This window comes from Nostoc cycadae WK-1 (assembly GCF_002897135.1).
Lineage (GTDB): Bacteria > Cyanobacteriota > Cyanobacteriia > Cyanobacteriales > Nostocaceae > Nostoc_B.
The window spans coordinates 99489-124506 of the sequence record NZ_DF978436.1; the positions used below are offsets into that span (position 1 = coordinate 99489).

Genomic DNA, 25018 nt, shown 5'->3' on the forward strand with positions numbered 1-25018 from the left:
AGGGAGTTGGGAGTTGGGAGAAAAAAATTATTTTTTCATCCCGTATCACCAAAACCTTATGCTCAATACCCTATATTTTGGTTAGGTTCAAGATGCACACTTGGCATTGGCGCAATTGGGAAGGACTGCCATACCTTACCTGTAGTCTTTTAGAAAATTGGCAACACGGCTTTTTTACTCACCAGTTCTGGCCACGATCGCCCCAAGATTTAACTCCAGTTCTGCACCCAGAAGCATCAACGTATCGCTTAAAACAGGTACATGGCAATACAGTTCTCACTCCCCAAGAAGTTGACTCGCAAGTGAGGGAAATTGCCGAAGATGAAGAATCGGCTTTTGCCTCGGCTGATGGTTTAATCACCGAAGCACCTTTACAAGCGGTGTGGGTAGCCAGTGCAGATTGTACACCTGTGTTAATTGGAGATGTGCGAACTGGACAGGTAGCTGCATTACACGCAGGCTGGCGGGGTACAGCGGCGAAGATTGTCCCCCAAGCGATCGCTCGATTACAAGCCCAAGGCAGTAGATTAGAAGACTTAAGAGTTGCCCTTGGCCCCGCGATCGCCGGTGAAGTTTACCAAGTCTCGGTTGAGGTAGCTGCGGAAATTGGAGCCAGTATTATATCACATAACGACACCCAAAAAATTGTTCAGGTGTTACACGAACTACCCAATTCTCCATTATTAGCTGACCCGGAACCAGGAAAGGTGAGAGTTGATGTGCGGCGGGTAAATACTTTGCAGTTAGAAAATTTGGGGATTAGTGCAGAACAGGTAGCGATCGCTCCTTATTGTACATACCAAACTCCTGAACATTTCTTTTCTTACCGTCGTGAACAACAGAAAAAAGTCCAATGGTCAGGAATTGTTAGCGGTAAGCTAATTAACTAGCGCCAAAATTTAAAATTCAGGAGTTAAACGTAGCTTATTTTTTGAGAATTTTTTGGTAAATTGCGCTAATTTATTGGAGAATATTTGCCTTCGGAAACATATTTCCTGATCTAAATAAGTAGAATTAATGACACCTTAATTAGCACTTAAGTTTAAGGATGTAACTTACATAAGTTGCTTCTTTTCCTAGAAGCGAAATTAATGACAACTAAAAACTGGTTGATATTAATTTAGATACCCATAACAAAAGCATTAATTATCTACCGAGAGTTTAGAAAAGGATCGTATTATGTTGAGAAAAATCCAATATTCTTGTCAATGGATTGGCGGAGTTACCAACGGACTAGCCGTTTTAGCCAGTTTTGTTACGGGTAGTCATGTAGCATTAGCAGCTACAGTCCCGACTTTCGATCACATCGTCGTTGTTATTGAAGAAAACCACGGATACACACAAATCATCAGTTCAAGTAGCGCACCATATATCAATTCATTAGCATCGCAAGGCGCTCTTTTCACGGGTTCTTACGGTGTAACACACCCAAGCCAACCTAACTACTTAGCCTTGTTTAGTGGCTCGACACAAGGTGTTACGAATGATAATTGCCCATTGACATTCAGTGGTGCTAACCTAGCTACCCAGTTAGTGGGAATCGGCCGGACTTTTACAGGTTTTTCGGAGACTATGCCCAGTGTTGGTTATACAGGTTGTAACTACGGCGGGTCTAATGGTTACTATCGTAAGCACAACCCTTGGGTTGATTTCACTAATGTTGCTGCTGCTGCAAATCAACCCTTTACAAGTTTTCCTTCGTCTGCGAATTTTGCCAATCTGCCTACTGTCTCCGTTGTTGTTCCCAACCAACTAAATGATATGCACAATGGCACGATTCAACAAGGAGATACTTGGCTGAAAACCAATCTAGATGCTTATGCACAGTGGGCTAAAACTCATAATAGCTTGCTTATTATAACTTTTGATGAAGATAATGGTGCAACCGGACGGATTGCAACCATTTTTGTTGGCGCTCATGTTAAACAGGGAACATATAGTGAGAGGATTAATCACTACAATGTTTTACGTACTATTGAAGCCAGCTATGGATTATCAGGCTTGAATAATGCCGCTTCATTGACCCCAATTACTGATGTCTGGCAGTAAATTTTTAGGGAAGAGTGCAGGGGGGTATAAGGGCGTAAGGGTGTAGGTGTTCAAAACCTTTATATCCCTATAACCTACATTCCGCAGGTCTATCAGGTCAAAAGATAATATTTTCGGCAAGGTGCACCGAGAAACTGGAGAATCCAACGTCGTTCATCAGTAAGATTAGCAATCTGTCTAAAGCCAGCGATCGTTATCAAATGAATCGACATAAAACACTGAAAGACCCAACGGAGAGTGGGAGTGCTAGTCGGCTTACCCAACTGATTACTGATAGTTTGTTTTGCTGTTTCCAGGGCTTGACGCAGTGCCTTTTGCCCTAAACTGTAAACCAATAAACACAGACCCATCACCATTGCCAATGCTGCTACCCGTTCGGGAGAGTTGAGGAAGACGCTGCTGGTAAAAAACAGAGGGTCTTTGAGGAAACGAAAACCGCGTTCTGTAGATTGTTGAGCCTTGTACTGCAAGAGCAAGTCATCGCCAGTCAACTCGTTAGTATCTGTAACATTAGTCGCTAAAATGAAGCGACCTGCACGTAATTGTTCGATAGCAATGGCTTGAGGTTTTGGAACCACAGAAGCACGAATTTGATAACAGTAGTGAGTGTGTTGGGTATTTTTGCCTGGTCTACCGGGTTTGCGGTGACGATGGTGTTCAATAATCTCCACGTCTTGGAGTTGATGAAAGCGTAGCTGACTACTCAATAAATTTGCGGCTTTCAATGCATCTGCTGCACAAGCGAACTCTTGCTGTGATAACTGCCGTAGTTGAGACTGGGCTTTGTCCAGTTGCTTGGCTAGACGTTTTTCTAATTGCTTTAAATCCGCGCTTTTACGAGCTTCACTCTCGACGACTAACCAACGCTGCTTCACTGCGGCATAATCACTACAACACTCAGCAATCTGGTATCCTGCGATTGCACTGTTGACAAATGCTTCCTGACTCATGTTGTCTAAGAGAAATTGTGCTGCCGCTAAGGTGGCTGGCACTCTTGATAGCCAGCGTAAAGAATCCATCTGTTTGATGTTCTGTTCACAGTAAAGAGCGGCATCTGCCACAAACAAGGCATCTATCTCCCACTGTTGCCTAAACTCTTTGAGAATTCGGGCAAATGCCGCCGAGTCAGCTTCATTTCCATCTGCAACTCTCAGATATAAAGGGATATCTCCATCCCCACTGCACATTAAGTCCAATATAAATTGTTTGAGATCCGGTCGATGGTCTCGTGAATAACCATAGGTAATTTCAATTGCTCTTTCCTCTGTTGCGTCTTCATCTGTGGTGCTGACGTATTCTCCATGCACATGAAATGAACTGGAGTCTAGGTGCAAACTGTCTTTTTTTACCCCAAACTTTTGGGCTGCTGCCAACGCTACTGTGACGAATACTTGTGTTAATCCTGCCTCATATAGCTTATCCAATACTCTCCCTAAACGGTCATCGTTGAGATGTTCTGGACTTATCCCCTCACCCAATAGGTGCTCTGTGGCTTTGCCTACAAAAAACTTTTCAAACAAATACAGTGGCGCACTGACCAAGCCCAAGCCATTGAGAATCATCGCCTTTACTGCTTGACCTGGACTGACTATTTCTTGATGATGTATGCCTAGTATTTGGTTGATTTGTTCTACCAAACACATTTGGTCAATTATGCCTGCCACTATCCCGCAGTGGTCAATATCTTGTACTCTTATTTCTGATGCTGATGATGTCATTTATCAAAAATACCATCAATCTCTTCACTTACCTGCGGAATGTCGGCTATAAATTTACCTTCCTACACCCAGTTTCAACAGATAATCTTTGTACTCGCATCTCATCAAATTTTCACCTGTTCTCTGTATGCTTTGGGTGTTATACCCATAAATTTACGAAACACATTAGTAAAATGACTCTGGCTTTGAAAACCAACTTGTTCAGAGATTTGTTCAATACTTTTTTCAGTTGCACTCAAGAGTTTTTTTGCCTTAGCAATTCGGCTGTTAAGCACATATTGATGGGGTGCAAAACCTGTAGACTGTTTAAATAGGCGAGAAAAATGATACATACTCATTCCTACAACCGCAGCAATTTCCGCCAAAGTCAAATCTCTTTCTAGGTTTTCATGAATATATGAAATAGCTTGACGTAATTTTCTGGGCGAAAGTCCTTTGTGATTTGAAAATTGGGGAATTTTATCGCTGGCTATTGAGTGGTGTTTCAGCAGGTGAATGCAGAGTGTCGTTTTGAGAGACTCAATATAAAGTTGGCTACCCGTACCATCTGATTCTAATTCTGACTTCAGTGCTAAAGCAATGTGCTGAATTAATGGTTCCGGTGCAGCAAAGTAAGGTCTTAACTCCACACCTTGTAAATCAACCGACTCTAAGATAATGCGATTGAAAAATGCAGGTTCTAAACTAAGAAGCAAAAATTCAGTTTGTGATGTCCAACGGGAAATATGATGGGTGTTGGCAGGAACAATCGCTACATCACCATTAAAGATGTATTCCTGCTGAAAGCGTCCATCTATTACGCGTTCTGCTTTGGTTAAACGATGGGCTGTGTTGATAGAGATAATATGTTGTTGGGGCGAATGTTCGGGGGTTTCGTGGGCAGGCTGTTGGTAAATATCTAAACGAATACTATCCCATTTAGCATGGTAACTAGAATTGATGTGCGATCGCGGCAGAACTTCTGCACAAGCATCTTCTTGAGTAAAATCAACTTTTAAGATAGTCTCTTCCTGCATCATTCTCACCGCAGAGATAATTAATTTATGTGTAACACTATACTTAAACCGTAATACGAAAAGAGGTGCTATTTCAATGAGTTATTACGTAATATATGACGGAAATTGCAATCTCTGCGTTACTTTAGTGCAATTTTTAGAAACATTAGACAAAGGCAAGCTGTTTCTTTATACTTCTATGCAAAACGAGCAACAACTTACGCAGTGGGGAATAACATTCCAAGATTGTCAACAAGGAATGATATTAATTGACGCTAATGCCCCTGAACGACGTTGGCAAGGTAGCGATGCGGCTGAAGAAATTGGCAAGTTACTGCCACTGGGAAGTCTATTTGTCGATGCTTACCGTGCTTTACCGGGGATGAAGTGGGCAGGCGATCGCTTCTACGAACAAATCCGCGATCATCGTTATACTCTGTTTGGCAAGCGTGATACTACTTATCAATCAGCCTACTGTGTGGATGGTGGCTGCAAAATTGGTCATGATTAGTGTATGCACAGTTCTTGACAGTCTACTTTAGGGGGTTGGTATGACAGTAAGTAAGCCAGATTTAGAAATAACATCCCAAACGACTGATATTGTGGACTGGCAACCCCCAATGCCACCCACAGATTTAATATTTGATGATGGAGAACCATTGGAATCAAATCGCCACCGTATTGCCATGAATGTCTTAATTCGGTCATTGCAACAAGCTTGGGCTGACCGAAACGACTTTTACACAGGTGGCAATATGTTCATCTACTACAGCAGTACCCAAGCACGTAACAATGATTTCCGCGGCCCGGATTTTTTCGCTGTACTCAACGTTGATGGTACTATCCCCAGACAAGGTTGGGTCGTTTGGGAAGAAAACGGCCGTTACCCAGATGTCATTGTGGAATTGATGTCACCATCTACGGCGCGGGTTGATAAAGTGACGAAAAAGGAGATTTATCAACAAACCTTCCGCACACCAGATTATTTTGTCTATGATCCGTTTGAACCCAACTCATTGCAAGGCTGGCATTTAGATGCAAATCAGACTTACCAACCTTTGACTCCGAATGAACGTGGTTGGCTGTGGTGTCAGCGTTTAGGTTTTTGGTTAGGAACTTGGGAAGGCACAATAGACCGAGAAACAGCAATCTGGCTACGGTTTTATGACTCTGATGGTAATCTTGTCCCTCTACCAGAAGAAGCCGCCCAAGCACAAGCTGAAGCTGCACAGGCACAAGCCCAAGCCGCCCAAGCACGCGCTGAACGTTTAGCCGCCCGGTTAAGGGAATTAGGCGAAGACCCTGATATTTAATCATCAGTCTCGGAAATTTCAGACTTCAGACTTCAGACTTCTCATTAAACAGTTCTAAAATCTGCCGACAAAATTGTTTTAGCTTGTCGCCGATTTGTAGAGACGGTACAGACTCACCCACAATGTTCCAGTTTTCCACTGTCGAAAGTCGCCACGCTTCACCACGATGATCAAATCCAGCTACTTCTATGCCAATTGCCCGACGTAAGTTTGTGATTGGATCTTGATGAAAGCGAATTTGAATTAATACACTACGACTACGCCAGGATTTGCTGATTCCAGGAAAGTGAAAGCCAATGTCTATCGAATCTGGATCAACTAATTCTCTGGTTTCGGGGTCATTCTTCCAAGGTTTCAAATCCGATTTCGCATCAGGAAACTGGAATTTGAATAAATTAACTACCGTGGCAATCTTGCTGGCTAGTTCAAGGTTAGTTGCCTGTTCAGATGCGTTCACTAAAAAACACTCCTAAATAGTTAGTCAGCTAAGGGCAATGCGACGACAGAAAACCGCCAGAAAGCTTATCTTATTAGTGTTTCAGCTTATCAAGACGTTTTAAATTTCGCAACTAAAAGATTACCTTTCCTTAACAATTACTCAGGTATGAAGTGTGAAATATGAAGTATGAAACTTTAGATATAGATATATGAGTAATTATACTTAAGATTTTAGGAAAGTGTCTGAGACTTTACCCTCGTTCAATAATGGTCTAAGAAAAATTTGAGAATTTTCCGCAAAATCATCTACTGGCTAGAACGATAAATTACCCTGGCGATCTAAAATTACACTGTTAGCTGGCAAACGTTAAAAAAAGTTAAGTTCAGTTTATGGCGCGTCAACGCTCGATTTTCTCAATCATCCTGGTATTATTAGCTACATTCCTCATTAGTTGTGGTGGCCCTGGGGTCGCCGTTGCACCTCCAACTTATACAGCAGATCAAATTGCCCAAATTCAGGAATATGTGCCTGAAATTCAGACTGTGCGCGATCGCGCAGACGAACTGAAAAGCCTCATCCAAAAAAATGAGTGGATTAAGGTGGGTAACTTTATTCATGGCCCAATGGCAGAAGCTAGACTGACCATGACTTACATTACACCCCATCTTTTACCCAAAGACCAAACCGCAGCCCGTCAAATCACCAAAGATTTACTAAATCACTTGGTTAAAATTGATCAAGCGGCTGCTAGAGGCAATAGTTTAGTTGCCTCTAGTAACTACCAAGCCGTCTTTACAGATGTTGACAAATTCCTCCAACTACTGCCTGAAGGTAGTAAGCAAGTTGAGTCCTAAGTAGTGATTCCTGAGTGATAAGTTATGAGTTAGAAGTTAGGAATTAGCTAGTCTTAACTCCTAGCTCATAATTTTTAAATATCCCAACAATGAGTCATGTAATTATTATCGGTTGTGGTGTCATTGGAGCCGCGATCGCCTATGAACTGAGTCAAGTAACAGGGTTGCAAATTACTGTTATTGACCAACAACAACCCGCACAAGCTTCTACAGGTGCAGCCCTTGGGGTTTTGATGGGTGCTATGAGTCAAAAAATCAAGGGCAAAGCTTGGCGGTTGCGGCAAACTAGTATTGAACGCTACGAAACTTTAATTCCTGAATTAGAAGCATTAACTGGGCGTAAAATACCCTTCAATCGTCAAGGTATACTTCACCTGTGTTGGGAAGAAGAAAATTTTGAGAATTGGGAAAAACTAGTAAAAATTCGTCATTCCCAAGGTTGGGAGTTGGAAATCTGGGACAGGGCGAAACTCAAGAGTATGTGTCCCCAAGTCCATAATGACAAAATTACTGGTGCTGTCTACTCCCCTCAAGATCGTCAACTCGACCCCACAGCCTTAACCTTAGCTTTAGTGGAAGCAGCCCAACACAAAGGCGTAACTTTTAAATTTGGTGTGAATGTTTTAAATATTTCACCAAAATCAATCGAAACTACAGAAGGTAATATTGCCGCTGATTGGATTGTGGTTGCGGCTGGACTGGGTTCCACACAACTAACAGCCCAGTTAAACCAAAAAGTTGATATCCGCCCTGTTCTAGGACAAGCATTACAAGTACATTTAGCAAATCCCATCGGTAATCCTGAGTTTCAGCCGATGATTACCTGCAATGATGTGCATATCGTTTCTATAGGCGGCGGAAATTATTGGATAGGCGCAACGGTGGAATTTCTTACTGATAGCGATGAAATCCCACCTAATCATCAACTATTAGAGGATGTTAGACAACAAGCGATCGCCTTTTGTCCAGAACTCGCCTCAGCCACAATTACCCGCACTTGGTCAGGGTTACGCCCCCGCCCGGAAGGTCGCCCAGCACCCATCATTGAAAAACTGCCAGGATTTAACAACATCCTCCTCGCCACCGGACATTATCGTAACGGTGTGTTACTAGCACCTGCAACAGCATCTGCGATTCGTGAGATGATTATTTGAGAATTTAGAAGTCAGAATTCAGAATTAATATTCTTTCTGTATTCTGAATTCTCAGTTTTTATTAGGAAAGTAGCGTGTCTGTAACCGAAAATAAAGTAAAAATTGATTCATTAGAGTGGTTTTATCGGGAAGCTGAACCGATTGGACAAAGTGATTTAGTACCTGTAATCTTACTGCACGGAATAGTATCCCAAAGTTATAGTTGGCGTAATATTCTACCAGCTTTAGCCAGTCAAGGAACAAGAGCGATCGCACCTGATTGGATTGGTTATGGCTTTTCTGCTATGCCAGAAAAACGCGATTTTTCCTACACTCCTGACGCATTTATTACAGCTTTAGAAAGATTTATTCAAGAACTAAAAATCGAAAAATTTTCTTTAGTTGTCCAAGGCTTTTTAGGTTCTGTTGGCTTACAATATGCCTTACGTCATCCCGAACAAATTGCCAACATTGCTATTTTAAATACCCCGATTTCAACCACTGCTAAATTACCTTGGAAAATCAAACAAATGGGTTTACCATTAGCCGGGGAAATGATGACTCAAGACCCATTATTAGTTGATCGTACCCTAGAAGGTGGTAGTCGTTATCGCATCGAAGATAAAGACTTAGACGTTTACCGCCGACCTTTTTTGAAAACATCTGCGGCTGGTAGAGGTTTGTTATCAACCATTCGTAATTTACAACTATCAGAAGCAATGACAGAAATTGAATCTGGCTTTCAAAAATGGGAACAACCAATTCTGCTTCAATGGGGCATGATTGACCCTTGGTTATCCATAGACATAGCACAAAAATTTAGTGATTCTGTCCCCAATGCAGAATTAGTAAAGCTTAATAATGTTGGGCATTACCCTCAAGAACATTACCATAAAACAATTTTAGAAGACTTATTACCTTTTGTCAGACGTGTAAATAATTAGTCAGAAATAAATTTGGCAAAAATCGATATTATAAAAAACGAAACCATAGATAAATATAGATAATTTATCTGTGTTTAACTAATAGCTAATTAGATGATTTGGCACAGCATTTAATGCGAACTTAAGCGAATGTAGAAAGTTAACTAAGTAGGTAGACATAATCAAATGTAAAATGCAAATCAAAGATATTCGCTGATATCAAAGGTTGTTCCTCCTGCCTTCTACTTCATAACTTACGATGTATTAAAGCCACCTTAATGGAGAAGAGAATTCATGGCTTATTCTTGGTTTAAAGCATTTCATATTATTGGCATTGTTGTTTGGTTCGCTGGGTTATTTTATCTCGTGCGTCTGTTTATCTACCATGTTGAAGCCGAACAAGAACCAGAACCAGCACGCACAATACTGAAAAATCAGTATCAAATCATGGAACTACGTCTTTATCGCATTATCACTACTCCCGGAATGATAGTCACAGTAGCGATGGCGATAGGTTTGCTGAGTACTGAACCAGAAGTTTTAAAACAGAGTTGGTTACATTTTAAATTGCTATTTGTTGCCATTCTATTGGCTTATCATCATTACTGCGGTCGTTTGATGAAAAAGTTAGCGAAGGATGAATGTCGTTGGAGTGGTCAACAATTACGTGCTTTAAACGAAGCACCTACAGTTATGTTGGTGGTGATTGTACTATTGGCTGTATTCAAAAATAATCTGCCTACAGATATCACCGCTTGGGGGATTTTTGGCTTGATAATTTTCATGGCGGTTACTATTCAGCTATACGCTAAGAAACGCAAGCGTGATAAAGAACAATTAATAGCGCAGATAAACCAAGTTCCTCAAGAACAAAGTTAGAGAAGTAGCTCTTTCACGAAAAATTTGGGTAAGATAATTCCTCTTTCATCTGATATGAACTGAGAAACCTAATTCTTTCGGGTGCGTTTAACTTTGTTAGCGCACCTCTGATTTATTTAAATTGGCATCAAGAGGTAATTGCACAATGCAAATTCAGCAATTATTTAGCAAAAGAGTTGGTGTAATTGCAACAATGCACCAAAAAGAAAAGGTAATTGCGCCATTATTAGAACAAGAATTAGATATTAAAACTAGAGTACCAAATAATTTTGATACTGATGTTTTTGGCACATTTACCAGAGAAATAAAACGCCCTGGAAATCAAATCGCAGCCGCCAAATTAAAAGCAGAAACAGCGTTAAAAATTACAGGTGAAACTTTAGCGATCGCTAGTGAAGGTAGTTTTGTACCTCATCCACTTGTACCATACATTTACTCCAATCGAGAAATTGTTATTTTATTAGATAAACAAAACGAAATAGAAATTATTGGCGAGGAATTTTCTATAGACACTAACTTTAATCATCAGATCGTTGAAAATCTCCCAGAAGCTTACGATTTTGCTAAAAAAGTAGGATTTCCTGAACATGGTCTTGTTGTTTCCTGGAACGATTCTGCTAAAAATATTATGGAAATAATCAAAGGAATTACAACAGCAGCAAAACTCCAAGAAACTATCCAAACAGCATTGAATAATTCTGTGGATGGCAAAGTTAGCTTAGAAACAGATATGCGGGCGCTTTATAATCCAACCCGTATGAAAAATATTGCCAAAGCCACCTTAGATTTATTAAATAAAATTAAAAGCTTATGTCCACAATGTTCTGCACCTGGTTTTGCCATAACTGAAAAAATAGCAGGTCTACCATGTGAAATGTGTTCTATGCCCACTAGTTTGACACTTTCAGTTATTTATCATTGTCAAAAATGTGGTTTTAAGCAAGAAAAATTATTTCCTAATGGTAGAGAATTTGCTGACCCAGCCCAATGTATGTATTGTAATCCTTAGTAATCTGGTTTGATTTTGAGTAGGGAGTAGAAAAGAGTATAATTTTGCTAACTCTGGAACTTATAACCTCCTATAAAAAAATCTCCCGCTGCTAAATAGCAACGAGAAGATTCAAATTTATAGTTCGTCAGGTGATCGGAATAGTATCTTATTTAGTACTTATTTGAGGTATATTTATTCCTCCATTAGATAGAGAAATAACCTAGCTAATGGCTGATGTATGTATATACTAATACTGCTAAAAATTACATAATCAATTTAGAATTAAAACCTTAAAGTTAGTTTATAGTAATACATAAAAATTAGCTTAAAATAAATTATCAGATAAGATGATGTATTGAAAAAGCCCTACTGCTTTTCAAAAGCAAAAGGGCAGACGGTATGATGTGAGAAGCAAACTATTTGTTTACTGAAATATAAGATAGCAAGCGAATGTGACAGTGTTATCACATTTATATGAAAATTATGCGATCGCAGATAATTCTAGCTACGGGTAAAAAATAGCGCCGCCAAGACAATTAAACCTAAAAGCGCCAAGGGAACCCAAAGATTAGGCACATCAGACAAACTCATCACACAGTACTTTTACCATTCCGATCAGGGATAATTCCATTTATACAGCAAGCAGCCTGCACGGATAACCCACAATGACATCACAAGAAATAGTCATTTGGCTACAAGAACATACAACTTTAGGAATTCTCTCATCTGCGGCGTTGAATGCGATCGCCCAAGTTTTAGAAGAACGGACTTTACCACAAGGCAGTAATTTAGTTAGCGCAGGTATTCCTCCAGAAGCGCTTTACATCCTCAAAGATGGTCAAATTGAAAGCGATACCAGCAATAAAAGTAACTTTGCCCTCGCTTGTGGTTTTCTTCCAGGGGCAGTAATTAACCTTAAAGAACTGCTGTTAGATGAACTAACTCCATCTACAATTATTGCGCTCACAGAATGCCAAATATGGGTAATTCCAGCTAGTGAATTTCGTACCTTAGCCAGCCAATACCCAGAAATAACACAAGCCTTATCTCGCTCTTTAGCCCAAGAATTAGCCCAAGTCACATCAGCTTTAACTTACGAACAAGAACGTTCCGTTGCGTTGCGTCCCTATTTAGTTACCAAAGCTCAACGAGGTATTGTGGGTACAAGTCGCTATGCAGTACGCTTACGCGAACAAATACGAGAAGCCGCCGCTGACCGCAAATCTGTAGAAATCTTCGGCGAACCAGGCTTAGAAAAGGATAATATAGCCGCACTCATTCACTACGGTTCACCAAAACGTCGGGAACCGATTATTAAAATCAATTGTGGCATTCTCCAAACTAGCGGTATAGACTTATTTGGTCGTGCAGGTGGCAAACCAGGCCTGTTGGAATGGTTGGGAGAAGGCACTTTAGTACTCAACAACATCCAAGAATTGCCCCCAGAATTATTACCAGCAATGGTGCAGTTAATCAAAACAGGCACTTATAACCCCGTAACTCGTACTGGCGAACCAACCGCCGCACCTCGTTCCAGTCAAGCCCGGATTTTGATAATTTCCGAAAAAACTCAATCGAAAATTGAACGTTGCGTTGGTCGGGTAATTAAAGTCCCGCCAGTGCGCGTGCGAAAAACGGATATTAAAGCACAGGTAGAATATTACATCAGTCTTTATGTGCGATCGCGCGGACTGCCTAAACCTCATGTCACCCCAGAAGCCTTACGCCGCTTGCAGTCTTATGACTTTCCTGGCAATCTCAAGGAGTTAAAAAATTTAGTAGAACGAGCAATTGTTCAAGCTGGAGTAAGACAAGAATTAACCGAAGAAATCTTCTGGTCAGCCCAAACCAAGAAAAAAGAATTTCGCGTCAACTTGTTGAATTCCTATCCTGGGTTGCGGAAGTTCTTACGCAGTGACTGGTGGCCAGACCGGATTAACTATGGCTTTACTGTGGTAGTTTTTCCCATCCTCATTGCAGTGTTATTTGTGGGGCCGCAAACACGCGATCGCAATTTTGCTTTAAATTTATTTTGGGCTTGGTGGTGGCCTTTCTTTTTATTGATCTTTCCCTTTTTAGGTCGCGTCTGGTGTAGCGTCTGTCCTTTCATGATTTATGGCGAAATTACCCAAAAGTTATCTCTGTGGTTATTTCCCCGCCAACTCAAACGCTGGCCGCGAGAAAAAGCCGAGAAATGGGGCGGATGGTTTTTATTTGGCTTATTTACTTTAATTTTCCTCTGGGAAGAACTCTGGCACTTAGAAAACACAGCTTACTTATCGGCTTGTTTGCTGTTGTTAATTACCGCCGGAGCCATGATTTTCTCAGCCATATTTGAACGACGGTTTTGGTGTCGCTATCTTTGCCCCATCGGCGGAATGAATGGTTTATTTGCCAAACTCTCCATGACAGAACTACGCGCCCAACAAGGTATTTGTTCTGCTACCTGCACCACCTATCAATGTTATAAAGGTGGGCCGCAAAAAGGCGAAGGTATGGAAACCAATGGCTGTCCGTTATATTCTCATCCAGCCCAACTAGAAGATAACAGAGATTGCGTTTTGTGCATGACTTGTTTAAAAGCCTGTCCTCATCGTTCCGTTGAGTTTAACTTGCGTCCCCCCGGAATTGAACTGTGGACAACTCATGTACCACGCAAATATGAGGTTGCATTGTTATTTTTACTCTGGGGTGGTGTATATCTGCATCGTTTACCACAATTGCAGTCATGGTTGGGTCTGCAACTGGATTTAACTGATTTTTGGCAGCATTTAGGGTTATCACTCTTAGTTTTACTTATCCCCGCTGCTGTGGCTTGGGTAGGATATGGTTTGCTCAAGCTATTTAATTTTCAACGCAAGCCAAAATCATTCACCGAACTTGCATATAGCTACTTACCATTGGTGTTAGGCGGAAATTTAGCTCACTACCTACATTTAGGCTTGGCAGAAGGTGGGCGAATTTTACCCGTGACTTTGGCTACTTTTGGCTTAAATAGCGAACATTTACCTGTATTGATAGCACATCCAGCAGTCATCAGCTTTTTGCAAGGCGCTACTTTAATTTTCTCCGTGCTGTTAACCATAGTATTAACACAAAAAATAGCCCGCCAGCCGCTGCGATCGCTTTTTTGGCAACATTTAGCAACTATTGGGTTAGCAGCTAGTATGTGGGTATTAATAGTCTTTTAACTAGAATCACTTTATACATTCAATACCATAAATTTAAAATCCGCCATTGAATTCAAAGATTGGATAAATTTTGAGTGCGAAGTTTATTACTGCTGCAATTTTTGTTTATATTATCACTCAGTACAGATGTAGGCAGATCACGATACCCTCTTTAACTGTAACTTCTTATGATGTCAAGACCTACTGTTAATCCTCATACAGGAGGTTATGCTGTAGACGTGTTAGCTCTTGCTAATCAACGTCCAGCAGCTAATTTTGTCAAACAGCCCTTACACAAATCAACCTCAAGCATCGCAAAAAGATTAATAGACATTCTAGGGGCTATTGTTGGACTAATCATCACAACCATCGTGGCAATTCCTATAGGAATTATCATCAAAATCACTAATCCCGGCCCCATATTTTACTCCCAAATTCGCTGTGGTATCAACGGTAAGCCGTTCCGTATTTGGAAGTTCCGTTCAATGGTGGTAAATGCGGATCAAATCAAGAATTTGGTCAAAAATCAAGCTCAAGGTCACATATTTAAAGCTGTTGATGACCCCCGCATTACCCCAGTCGGTAAATTCTTGCGTCGCACTAGCTTAGATGAATTTCCCCAGTTTTGGAATGTTCTCAAGGGAGAAATGAGCTTAGTTGGAACACGCCCCCCTACGCCTGATGAAGTCATACACTATGCACCGCATCACTGGGAAAGATTAAAAGTTAAGCCAGGTATGACGGGAGAATGGCAAGTTAATGGACGTTCCAGCATCAAAGATTTTGAAACTATTGTAAAAATGGATGTTGATTATCAACGTAAATGGTCTATAGCTTATGACCTGATGCTGATATTTAAAACCATCTGGGTTGTATTGAACAAGAGTGGAGCTTGTTAGTTAAAATTAACCCTTAACACCACTACCAGTTTCTGTCGGTACGATGTAGCGTTGTAAAAACAGAAATAATATTAGTACTGGGGCGATGGAAATTATCGAGCCAGCAGCTACTAAGCGCCAGTCTAAAGAAAAAGTCCCCGCTAATTTTGCCACGCCTAAAGGTAAGGTGTAGAGTTTTTCGTCTTGAATGACAATTAACGGCCAGAGAAAATCACTCCAAGAGCCGATAAAAACGAAAATTGCCAGAGTAACTAATGCAGGACGAATGGCTGGTAACATTATGTGCCACCACAAGCCTAACTCTGAACTACCATCCATCCGCGCAGCTTCTTCTATTTCTTTAGGAACACCTATAAAAGCTTGTCGCAGTAAAAAAATGCCAAAAGCCGAGGCTAAACTAGGAAACATCATTCCCCAATAGGTGTTTACTAAACCTAGCTGGACTGTCAGGATGTATAAGGGAATCATGACAATCTGAAAGGGAATCATGATTGTCGAGACGATCGCCACAAAAATCCAGTCTCTCCCTGGAAATGATAATCTGGCTAAAGGATAAGCCGCTAAAGCACAAAATAATAAATTCAAGCCAACAGTCAGTACAGAAACCAAAGTACTGTTATATAAATATTGGGCAAATGGTAAAGATTGCCAAACACTTACAAAATTGCCCAGGGTCGGTTGGCTGGGAAGTAACTGTGGTGGCGACTGTAATATATTTTCGGTGGGTGATTTCAACGCTGTACTAATTAACCACAGCAGCGGAAATAGTGTTAATAGTGCGATCGCTCCTAAAACTATATAAATTAATAAAATATTTAATTTGGGATTGTGCTTGATAAATTTCATAATTAACCTAATTTTTATAATTGGAAATCTAATTATAAACCTGGAATTATTCAAATAATTAAAACGTAATTCTGCAATCAAAAATCTCTAAACTTATTGTGCCATCTACTAAAATTTGGAATGCCAAGATCCTCGATAATTGCATATCTCCATCTACATAAATTTGTATTTTCTGCGTCAGAAACAATTGTCTCTAACGCAAGCTATCGAACATAATATAACCCCTAAACTTAAGCAGTTTCAATCTGATTTACAGTGGTTCATCTTGAACTACTGTATGAGGTTGTGGTTCCCGCAAGCGTTGGGTAATTTGCTCTCGTCGATATTTTGCAAGTTCGCTGTAAAGCCTCTTGCGCGAAAGATTTACACTACCAACAGGCTCATGTTCTAAGAGTGTATGCCAAGGTGAGAATAACATACCTTCATCTAAACGCTTGCGTTCTTCAAAATCAAATTTTTGACTAGGAATACGCACAGTTGCAACTTTAATAAATGGTGAATCTGCCTCTTGCCATTCCTGAACATGGTTTTCAATTGGTGTCTTTTCATCATCTACATAAAACTGAATCAGGAAGTCAAAAGAGGCTTCTTGACCTTCTAGCGTCAAATATTTGACTATTGCTTCCCGTAGGTAGTTTTCCGATTCTGGAATTGTTTCGGGAGGTTGTTCCGGCTGTTGTGGTTTGACGGAAAATTTGACAAATTTATCGCCAAACTTAAATGGAGCCATACTCCAATATTGAATTAAAAGTGGATTACCTATCTTCTTACTACCAATTTTTTGCAAAATAGCAAAGGCGTAAGTCAGTTCTTCCATTCGCTCTGGTGTAAGTTGTCCACTACCTGCTTTGGCTAAATCGGCATAATCACGAACATCTTTAGTCAAGAAAATAGGATAGTTGTTGAGGATAAAATCTTGTGTTTTTTCTTCGTCATCTAGCACTTTTTGTCCATCTACATTGATCACCTTGATGGCGATCCCGCGAACATCCGGCTGGTTATCGGAGTTGAACGTACCACGTTTTTGAGGCGCACCACCATTAGAAAAACGAATCCACACAGGATAAGTTTGGGGGGTTTTAAACAAACCTACTCTCAAGTCCTCAGAAAGATGTGGTTCAATAATCAACTCTCCCCAAAGGAGTCCATGACTTTTGCTATGAATTTGGCGGAGGTCTGGGCCTGTTTGCTGTTGAGCTTGAAGACTAGTTGCTATAATCTCGTCGAGCAGTGCTTCCTGCTCAGTGGTAGATGATACTGGATTATTCATAGAAAATATTAGATTATGTGTCTTCATTATCCTGAAGCTTTAATCTTTTCCAGTCAAGCCAGTTTCACTCACAACAATTTTTAGAGGTTTATCCCAAGGTGCGATCGGTATTCGCTGCAAGTAAGCAAAATCAAATACTATACCTACAGTTGGTTTATTTGCCCATTCTGGAGAACTGAGTAAACGGTCATAATATCCGCCACCGTAACCCAAGCGATATCCTTGGCGATCGCAAGCTATACTAGGCACAAGAATTAAATCGACTTCACTAGGGTCTATGGTTGGCGCATCGGGATGAGGTTCGCTAATACCATAGCTGTTAATTTGCAGCGAGTCTCCAGATTGCCAAACATACCAAGATAAGGAATTACCAACGCAGCGCGGAAATCCCCATTGATATTTAGTATCTGCAAATAAAAGACTTAAATCAGGTTCTTGGCGAAAGCTGAAATATGCGAGTATTGTTTTTGCGTCACTATAAAAAATAAAAGTTTGTATTTGAGTGCAAATGCGATCGCTTTTTTCTCTCCATTCTTCAACAGACATCAATTGCCGTTTTTTTAGTAATGTGCGGCGTAGTTTAACTTTATCTAGCTGTATATTAACTGTATCCATATAAAAATCTATTCATAAAAATTGTAGAGACGCTGCGTAGCAGCGTCTCTACAAACCTAGCCTAGAGCATTTGTATTGTATTTAAGCAGCGTTTTGACGATACCAATCAATGGTATTTTTTAGCCCTTCTCTAAAGCCAACTTGTGCGGTAAAGCCAAAAGCTTGCTTGGCGCGTTCTGTATCTAAACATCTGCGGGGTTGACCATTGGGTTTGTCGGTTTCCCAAACAATTTCACCGTCAAACTCCATCAATTCGCAAATCAGGGTAATCAAATCACGAATGGTGATTTCATAACCAGTACCTAGGTTCACTGGTTCCGATTCATGGTAGTGTTGCGTCCCCATAACAATACCCCGTGCTGCATCTTCAGAGTAGAGAAACTCGCGGGTAGGACTACCATCACCCCAAACCGGAAGTTGTTTATCTCCGTTAATTTGGGCTTCGTGAACTTTGCGAATTAATGCGGGAATTACGTGAGAACTTCTGGGGTCAAAGTTATCTTCTGGTCCGTATAAATTCACAGGTAATAGGTAAATTCCATTGAATCCATATTGCTGGCGGTAAGATTGCAGCTGAACTAACAATGCTTTCTTCGCCACACCGTAAGGTGCGTTAGTTTCTTCTGGGTAGCCATTCCAAAGGTCATCTTCTTTAAATGGCACTGGTGTAAATTTAGGGTAGGCACAGATTGTACCAACACAAACGAATTTTTCTACTCCAGCTTGATGGGCAGCATGAATTAGCTGGGTTCCCATAATTAAGTTGTCGTAGAATAACTCTGCTGGCTTTTCGCGGTTGAGACCAATGCCACCGACGTGAGCCGCTAGATGGATAATGATATCTTGTTGGTCAACTGCGCGTTGACAGTTTTCCCAAACACGGATGTCACATTCACGTGATCGCGGTACTGTAATTTTCGCATTATCAGCCCCAGCCTTACACAGCTGATCTATTACCTGACGACCGAGGAATCCCGCCCCACCTGTGACGAGAATCCTTTTGTTTTTCAGTTCTAAGGCGGTCATATTTTTATCCTCAGAGGTGTGAATCAGAAGTGGAGAGCGCCCAATTCTTGACGAATAGTAGCAATATCTACAGGCATTGATGAACCATTGCCATTGGGTGAAGTGTGACCCAATGCTTGTAAATCTGCTTCCACCATGAGGGAGACTAATCCTTCAAAGGTAACTGACGGTTCCCAACCTAACTTTTGTTTTGCCTTAGTAGGATCACCGATCAATAAGTCTACTTCGGCGGGACGCAGGTAGCGATCGTCAAACTCTATGTAATCTTGCCAATTGAGATTGACGTAACCAAAAGCTAACTCTAAAAATTCTTTTACTGAGTGGGTTTCACCAGTTGCAATTACATAATCATCTGGCTGTTCTTTTTGTAACATCAACCACATAGCTCGGACGTAATCTTTTGCGTAACCCCAATCTCGTTTAGCATCAAGATTACCCATATACAGCTTTTTCTGCTTGCCAGCTACAATTCTCGCTACTGCTCTGGTAATTTTACGGGTAACAAAAGTTTCTCCACGCCGTGGAGACTCGTGGTTAAACAAAATACCGTTACAAGCAAACAAATTGTAAGATTCGCGGTAATTTACTGTTTGCCAGTGAGCGTAAACTTTTGCACAAGCGTAGGGACTGCGAGGATAAAATGGTGTTGTCTCGCTTTGCGGTACTGCTTGGACTAAACCATACATTTCGGAAGAACCAGCTTGATAGAAACGGACTTCAGTACCAGTGCGTTGCTGATAATCTCGAATCGCTTCTAATAGACGCAGTGTACCCATACCCACTGCATCAACTGTATACTCTGGTGAATCAAAGCTCACCCTCACATGGGATTGCGCTCCCAAATTGTATATTTCGGTTGGTTGAACTTCTTCTAAAATTCGTCGCAGCGTTGTACCATCCGTCAAATCACCATAGTGAAGCAATAACCGCACACCATCTTTGTGGGGGTCTTCGTAAATATGATCAATGCGGTCTGTATTGAAGGTGGAAGTCCGACGAATAATTCCATGAACTTCGTAACCTTGCTCTAACAAAAACTCACTTAGATATGAACCATCTTGACCTGTAATACCAGTAATCAACGCTCGCTTAGTTTGCACCATGCTCAATTATCCCTTGTGATTTTTGATCTGTATAGTTCCATTCCAACTGATACAACCTAGCAGCTAATGGCTAAATTGCCTAATGGGAAACTTACGGGTCTTAATTGATAGCAGAATTTTGCCGTAAACAAATATACTTAATTAAGAATTATTTAACAAGTCAATTCTGAGTAGATTAACTCAATGATTGGAGTAAATTTTTAATTTATTGCGTAAATTTTACCAAAACTTTATACAATCTAGATTTTTGTTAAGCCTAGATCAATTGAAAATTTGAGGGATTTATTTATTAGGTTGTTGGCTTAAAGACTGGTAAAAATTGAAACTAGAAGACTAAATAGATAGTTAAATAGGGGCATTTATTGCCCCTATGATCAATGTTGAGTCTTGCTCAGTAAGCTCCGTTATTTTTAGGCATGATGACCACATCAATCGTTTTCAGTATTATCCACAAATCAAGCCAGAAATTCCGAAATTTCACATAGTGTAGGTCTATTTGAACTCTTCTGGGGTAAGGGATGTCATTACGTCCTGAAACCTGCCACAAGCCAGTAATTCCTGGTCGGATTGTTAATATCTGACCTATGTGATTACCGTATTTTGGTAATTCTTCTGTTACTAGGGGGCGCGGCCCAACGACGCTCATGTCTCCTTTTAAAACATTCCAAAATTGAGGAAATTCGTCCAAGCTAGTAATACGCAGAAATCTACCAATTGTGGTAATTCGCGGGTCATGTTTCAGCTTAAAACTGCTTTCAAATTCTTGCCGCAATTGGGGCGATGTTTCCATCATTTGCACGAGTATTTCGTCTGCATTGCTCACCATTGTGCGGAATTTAATACAATTGAAGCGTTTGTAGTTTTTACCTACCCGTTCTTGGACATAAAAAATCGGGCCTTCTGAGCTTAATGCAATCAGTAAGGCCAAAATTAAGTAAAGGGGAAAAAACAAAATCAGTACTGATAGCGAAAACCCGATGTCGAATAGTCGCTTAACAAACTCTCCGTTTAAAGCCTGAACGGACAAACCCTTGGGTTTTACCTTGGGTGTCTTGGTTTTTTTACTACGTTTTAAGAAAGTACGCGTAGACGAGCTAGCGTCTTGCCGTAGGCTTCGCTTGCCGGAGAGGAGTGAGCTCTGGGCAGTCATCATACTCCTTAATAATCCACACCACACATAGTCCCAATCTTAAAGCCAAAATGAGGTGCTTCTGGAGGGAAGTTCCAAAAGCATACACAATTTCCGTACACAAATTTCGACCATTATTCTAAGTAGGGTCTGTTTTTGTGGCACTTGTTGAGAAAATCTAGATAACGCTGTGCAAAAACTTGCGGTGAAAACTGGGTAGCGTGCGATCGCAAATACTCAGGATTGATGGCATTGCGATACATTTCAAATTTTTCCACTGCCTCTGTCAAGGCTGCTACTGTTTGTTCTGGAAAAAATATACCAGTTCCTTGTTCTTTGTGCGATCGCACATCCTGCACTGTTTCTAAAGCACCCCCAGCCCCATAAGCAATTACTGGAGTACCACAAGCTTGTGCTTCTACTAAGGCAATGCCAAAATCTTCACAAGCTGCATACACAAATGCCCTGGCTTGAGCCATATATTTTTTTACTACATCATCAGGCTGCCAACCCAGTATTTTAATGTTAGAGTTGGCGATTTGGCGAATTTTTTCCATTTCTGAACCTGTACCAATTATGACCAATGGTAACTGCAATTTATTGAAAGCTTGGACAATTAAAGATACTTGCTTATAGCTAACTAAACGGGAAACAGTCAAGTAAAAATTTTCTTTTTGGAGAAAAAGCGGAAAAGCTTCTACATTAACTGGTGGATAAATAACTGCGGCTTCTCGTCGATAGCAACGCCAAATTCTTCTCGCTGTGTGCTGGGAATTGGCAATAAAGTAATCAACGCGATTGGCACTTAAGACATCCCACTGGCGCAACTGATGTAGTAGATGCTTTGTTAACCACCCTGGTAAACCACTACCTAGTTTACTTTGCTGGAGATAATCAAAAGTCAAGTCCCAGGCATAACGCATAGGACTGTGACAGTAGCAAATATGCAGCTGGTCAGGGGTAGTTAGAACTCCTTTAGCTACAGCATGAGAAGAAGACAAAATTACGTCATATTGACGCAAATCCAGTTGTTCAATTGCCAAGGGTAACAAAGGCAAATATTTTTGCACTCCATTCCTCGCATAAGGAAAGTGTTGTAAAAAGGTCGTACCAATTTGACGTTTGTACAAGTAACTTTCAGAATTGCTGGATTCAAAGTCAATTAGGGCATATAAATCAGCATCAACGTGATTCAGAATCTCTTGTACAACTAGTTCTGAACCACCGGTGGCTTTAGGTGTTAACCACTCATGAACCAGAGCATATTTCAAGGACACAGTTAACTTGAGTAGGTGGAAAATATAGTCAGACAAATTGTAAGGAAGCGCCCCAGATTGAACTTCCGACGGAATTCAAGCACAAGTGGTTCCAGAGGGATGCAACAACCTGATAACCTCAAATGGGGTAGTAGAACATGGGGCGTAGGGATGAGGGGCTAGGGACTAGGGATGAGTATCAAAAACCGATAGATAATTTTATATATCTAACTTCTAAGCTCTAGCCTCTAACCTCTAACCTTTAGCCTCTCCATTAGATATAAAAGGGGAATTTATGCGAATTTTGATTATGGGTGGCACTAGGTTCATTGGTGTTTACCTAACTCAAATACTTTTAAAACAAGGCCATGAGGTGGTACTGTTCAATCGTGGTAATCGTTCTGTACCGTCAGGAGTAGGACAAATTATAGGCGATCGCACGGATGCAGCACAGCTGAAAGAAAAATTATCACAAGAAAATTTTGACATCATTTTTGATAATAATGGTCGGGAACTCAGTGATACTCAGCCATTGGCAGAAATTTTCCAAGGTAGAGTGCAGCAGTTTATTTACATGAGTTCGGCGGGAGTATATCTCAAATCTGACCAGTTACCCCATGTTGAAGGGGATGCGGTAGATCCTAAAAGTCGTCATAAGGGTAAACATGAAACAGAAGCTTATTTAGCGGAAAAAGGCTTACCCTTTACCTCAATTCGCCCAACGTATATTTACGGGCCGAGTAATTACAACGAATTAGAAAGCTGGTTTTTTGATAGAATTGTGCGCGATCGCCCAATTGCTATTCCCGGTAACGGCTTGCATATTACCCAGTTGGGTCATGTGCAAGATTTAGCAACTGCTATGTCTTTGGTGATTGGCAATCAAAAAGCTGTGGGGCAGATTTATAATATTTCAGGCGATCGCTTTGTTACATTCGATGGTTTAGCCCGTGCTTGTGCTGTAGCGGCTGGCAAATCACCCGATGCAATTAAAATAGTTCACTACGACCCGAAAAAATTTGATTTTGGCAAGCGTAAAGCCTTGCCGATGCGCGTTCAGCATTTCTTCGCATCGGTACAAAAAGCGCAAACAGAATTAAACTGGCAGCCGGAGTATGATTTAATTTCTGGGCTAACAGATTCCTTGAACAATGATTATCTCGCCAATAGACGGGATAAGAAAGAAGTCGATTTCTCTGTAGATGAAGAAATTTTACAAGCCGTGTAGCGATTTATATTTGGTTGGGGTCAATTCCCAACTCTCGTAACTTTGCGGCTAATCGTTCAGCCCTCTGGCTTTCCTGCTCCACGGGAGTAGGAATCCAATTTCCATCTGTATCATACCAACGTAACCACAATCGCTCAATTCCTTGGTAAGAACCTTGCCAAAGTCCTAATCCCAGTTGCAAACTCGGCATCCAAATTTTTAGTGTAGTTAAATCTATTTCACTGTAGCGGTCTGCAACCAGTTGGAATGCTTGTAATTTATCAGTGTAGCGGTCAAAGACAATATAGTAAGGAACTCGCAAAATTCGTTCGTAAACTTCCCATTTTGTTGGCGGTTGGTTAACCTCTCTTAGAGGATGTTTGGAAAGTATGAAACAAATCAATCAAGCAAGTCTTCTCAGGATTAACCGAATCATTGCGACTTGTACAAATGTTTCATGGGTCTGCGGTAAAATTTCGTAGTCTTTACTTAACCGACGACACCAATTAAACCAACCAAAACTGCGCTCAACAACCCAACGTCTTGGCAGTAGAACAAAGCCTTTGGTATCAGTTGGACGACGTACAACCTCTAAAATCCAATGGTAAGTGTCCATAACCCATTTCATAAACCCCTCACCTTGGTATCCAGCATCAACCCAAATACAAACTAACCGTGTCAGGCGCTCGCTGATCCTGTTGTAGGCTTGTGCAAATAATTTCTTTGCTCCTGCTTGGTCTGATTCATATGCTGATGTCACTACAACCATTAAGACCAATCCCAGGGTGTCAACCAGCAAATGGCGTTTATGTCAGGTCTGTTGGATATGATGTAGACATTGCTCTAGTAACCCTGTCGCTTTTTTATCTACTGACAGAATACAGTTACTGGAGTTTTTTTAGACTTTCCAAACATCCTCTGAGAAGACTTGCTTGATTGATTTGTTTCATACTTTCCAAACATCCTCTGAGGGTCATAGTAGAGATTTAAATCACTAGCAATAAATATTTCATCTCCAGGGTATTCTGGTGGAGAGAAAGTGTCTTCTAACAGGCGGGGTTGCCAAATATGAAATTGGTCGGGCAAGCCAGGTTCCTTTGGATCTTCACTAGGAAGATCATACATTGTAGGTAAGAATTCTTTTGCGGGACGGGGTGGATCTATTTGATACATATTATTACGATTGACTAAAAAATAAATAGA

Annotated in this window: 22 protein-coding genes and 3 pseudogenes; 12 read left to right on the forward strand and 13 right to left on the reverse strand. The window is 40.8% G+C overall.

What is annotated here, in order from left to right; all coding sequences use genetic code 11:
* Window positions 1-92: 92 nt before the first annotated feature.
* Window positions 93-890 (forward strand): peptidoglycan editing factor PgeF, encoded by a 798-nt coding sequence (pgeF, locus tag NCWK1_RS21835; RefSeq protein ID WP_103126157.1) that lies wholly within the window; start codon window positions 93-95, stop codon window positions 888-890.
* 289 nt (window positions 891-1179) lie between these two features.
* Entirely contained in the window at window positions 1180-2049 is an 870-nt protein-coding gene (locus tag NCWK1_RS21840; RefSeq protein WP_103126158.1) for an alkaline phosphatase family protein, read from the forward strand.
* A gap of 92 nt (window positions 2050-2141) precedes the next feature.
* Here the strand turns inward: NCWK1_RS21840 and NCWK1_RS21845 are convergent, their stop codons facing one another.
* Both NCWK1_RS21845 and NCWK1_RS21850 read right to left on the reverse strand, forming a co-directional pair.
* Window positions 2142-3767 carry an IS1634 family transposase gene (locus tag NCWK1_RS21845; RefSeq protein WP_103123620.1) on the reverse strand — a complete coding sequence of 542 codons (1626 nt, stop codon included), beginning with the start codon at window positions 3765-3767 and terminating at the stop codon, window positions 2142-2144.
* A gap of 104 nt (window positions 3768-3871) precedes the next feature.
* On the reverse strand, window positions 3872-4783 hold the full coding sequence (locus tag NCWK1_RS21850; RefSeq protein ID WP_103126159.1) for an AraC family transcriptional regulator: 912 nt from the start codon (window positions 4781-4783) through the stop codon (window positions 3872-3874).
* 76 nt (window positions 4784-4859) lie between these two features.
* Here NCWK1_RS21850 and NCWK1_RS21855 point away from each other — a divergent pair, with 76 nt between their 5' ends.
* Window positions 4860-5273 carry a thiol-disulfide oxidoreductase DCC family protein gene (locus NCWK1_RS21855; protein WP_103126160.1) on the forward strand — a complete coding sequence of 138 codons (414 nt, stop codon included), beginning with the start codon at window positions 4860-4862 and terminating at the stop codon, window positions 5271-5273.
* A gap of 40 nt (window positions 5274-5313) precedes the next feature.
* Window positions 5314-6075: a Uma2 family endonuclease gene (locus NCWK1_RS21860; RefSeq protein WP_103126161.1), complete on the forward strand. Its 762-nt coding sequence runs from the start codon at window positions 5314-5316 to the stop codon at window positions 6073-6075.
* 25 nt (window positions 6076-6100) lie between these two features.
* On the opposite strand, the gene NCWK1_RS21865 is transcribed toward NCWK1_RS21860, so the two are convergent.
* Window positions 6101-6532, reverse strand: a complete 432-nt coding sequence (locus NCWK1_RS21865) for a hypothetical protein (protein ID WP_096577415.1) — start codon at window positions 6530-6532, stop codon at window positions 6101-6103.
* Window positions 6533-6903: 371 nt separating this feature from the next.
* Between NCWK1_RS21865 and psbQ the strand changes: the two genes are divergently transcribed.
* The 7 genes from psbQ (at window position 6904) to NCWK1_RS21900 (ending at window position 15363) form a co-directional block, all read left to right on the forward strand.
* Window positions 6904-7368 carry a photosystem II protein PsbQ gene (gene psbQ / locus NCWK1_RS21870; RefSeq protein ID WP_103126162.1) on the forward strand — a complete coding sequence of 155 codons (465 nt, stop codon included), beginning with the start codon at window positions 6904-6906 and terminating at the stop codon, window positions 7366-7368.
* An 89-nt stretch (window positions 7369-7457) separates the two neighbouring features.
* The gene (locus NCWK1_RS21875) at window positions 7458-8522 is read left to right on the forward strand and encodes an NAD(P)/FAD-dependent oxidoreductase (RefSeq protein ID WP_103126163.1); all 1065 of its coding nucleotides are present in this window, start codon (window positions 7458-7460) and stop codon (window positions 8520-8522) included.
* 74 nt (window positions 8523-8596) lie between these two features.
* A complete protein-coding gene (locus NCWK1_RS21880; RefSeq protein WP_103126164.1) occupies window positions 8597-9445 on the forward strand; it encodes an alpha/beta fold hydrolase in 849 nt (282 codons plus the stop codon).
* Between the two features lie 273 nt (window positions 9446-9718).
* Window positions 9719-10303, forward strand: a complete 585-nt coding sequence (hemJ, locus tag NCWK1_RS21885) for a protoporphyrinogen oxidase HemJ (RefSeq protein ID WP_103126165.1) — start codon at window positions 9719-9721, stop codon at window positions 10301-10303.
* A 145-nt stretch (window positions 10304-10448) separates the two neighbouring features.
* On the forward strand, window positions 10449-11312 hold the full coding sequence (locus NCWK1_RS21890; protein WP_103126166.1) for a DUF6671 family protein: 864 nt from the start codon (window positions 10449-10451) through the stop codon (window positions 11310-11312).
* A gap of 647 nt (window positions 11313-11959) precedes the next feature.
* Window positions 11960-14485 carry a cyclic nucleotide-binding domain-containing protein gene (locus tag NCWK1_RS21895; protein ID WP_103126167.1) on the forward strand — a complete coding sequence of 842 codons (2526 nt, stop codon included), beginning with the start codon at window positions 11960-11962 and terminating at the stop codon, window positions 14483-14485.
* A gap of 167 nt (window positions 14486-14652) precedes the next feature.
* A complete protein-coding gene (locus NCWK1_RS21900; RefSeq protein ID WP_187308212.1) occupies window positions 14653-15363 on the forward strand; it encodes a sugar transferase in 711 nt (236 codons plus the stop codon).
* 6 nt (window positions 15364-15369) lie between these two features.
* On the opposite strand, the gene NCWK1_RS21905 is transcribed toward NCWK1_RS21900, so the two are convergent.
* The 7 genes from NCWK1_RS21905 to NCWK1_RS21935 all read right to left on the reverse strand — a co-directional run bounded on the left by NCWK1_RS21905 (window position 15370) and on the right by NCWK1_RS21935 (window position 22629).
* Window positions 15370-16209 carry a carbohydrate ABC transporter permease gene (locus tag NCWK1_RS21905; RefSeq protein ID WP_103126169.1) on the reverse strand — a complete coding sequence of 280 codons (840 nt, stop codon included), beginning with the start codon at window positions 16207-16209 and terminating at the stop codon, window positions 15370-15372.
* A gap of 250 nt (window positions 16210-16459) precedes the next feature.
* Complete coding sequence (locus NCWK1_RS21910) at window positions 16460-17479, reverse strand: catalase family protein (protein WP_103126170.1); 1020 nt, start codon at window positions 17477-17479, stop codon at window positions 16460-16462.
* 39 nt (window positions 17480-17518) lie between these two features.
* Window positions 17519-18094 carry a 5-formyltetrahydrofolate cyclo-ligase gene (locus tag NCWK1_RS21915; protein ID WP_103126171.1) on the reverse strand — a complete coding sequence of 192 codons (576 nt, stop codon included), beginning with the start codon at window positions 18092-18094 and terminating at the stop codon, window positions 17519-17521.
* An 81-nt stretch (window positions 18095-18175) separates the two neighbouring features.
* A complete protein-coding gene (locus tag NCWK1_RS21920) occupies window positions 18176-19120 on the reverse strand; it encodes a GDP-L-fucose synthase family protein (protein WP_096577487.1) in 945 nt (314 codons plus the stop codon).
* Window positions 19121-19143: 23 nt separating this feature from the next.
* Window positions 19144-20223 carry a GDP-mannose 4,6-dehydratase gene (gmd, locus tag NCWK1_RS21925; protein WP_096577489.1) on the reverse strand — a complete coding sequence of 360 codons (1080 nt, stop codon included), beginning with the start codon at window positions 20221-20223 and terminating at the stop codon, window positions 19144-19146.
* A gap of 391 nt (window positions 20224-20614) precedes the next feature.
* Entirely contained in the window at window positions 20615-21373 is a 759-nt protein-coding gene (locus NCWK1_RS21930; protein WP_096584941.1) for an undecaprenyl-phosphate galactose phosphotransferase family protein, read from the reverse strand.
* 113 nt (window positions 21374-21486) lie between these two features.
* Complete coding sequence (locus NCWK1_RS21935; protein WP_096577491.1) at window positions 21487-22629, reverse strand: glycosyltransferase; 1143 nt, start codon at window positions 22627-22629, stop codon at window positions 21487-21489.
* 274 nt (window positions 22630-22903) lie between these two features.
* On the opposite strand from NCWK1_RS21935, the gene NCWK1_RS21940 reads away from it, so the two are divergent.
* The gene (locus NCWK1_RS21940; protein WP_103126172.1) at window positions 22904-23836 is read left to right on the forward strand and encodes an NAD-dependent epimerase/dehydratase family protein; all 933 of its coding nucleotides are present in this window, start codon (window positions 22904-22906) and stop codon (window positions 23834-23836) included.
* A 4-nt stretch (window positions 23837-23840) separates the two neighbouring features.
* Here the strand turns inward: NCWK1_RS21940 and NCWK1_RS21945 are convergent.
* The 3 pseudogenes from NCWK1_RS21945 to NCWK1_RS21955 form a co-directional block, all read right to left on the reverse strand.
* A pseudogene (locus NCWK1_RS21945) lies at window positions 23841-24188 on the reverse strand (hypothetical protein); the annotation flags it as partial.
* A gap of 30 nt (window positions 24189-24218) precedes the next feature.
* Window positions 24219-24623, reverse strand: a pseudogene (locus tag NCWK1_RS21950) (transposase); the annotation flags it as partial.
* Window positions 24624-24787: 164 nt separating this feature from the next.
* A pseudogene (locus tag NCWK1_RS21955) lies at window positions 24788-24988 on the reverse strand (hypothetical protein); the annotation flags it as partial.
* Between the last annotated feature and the right edge of the window lie 30 nt (window positions 24989-25018).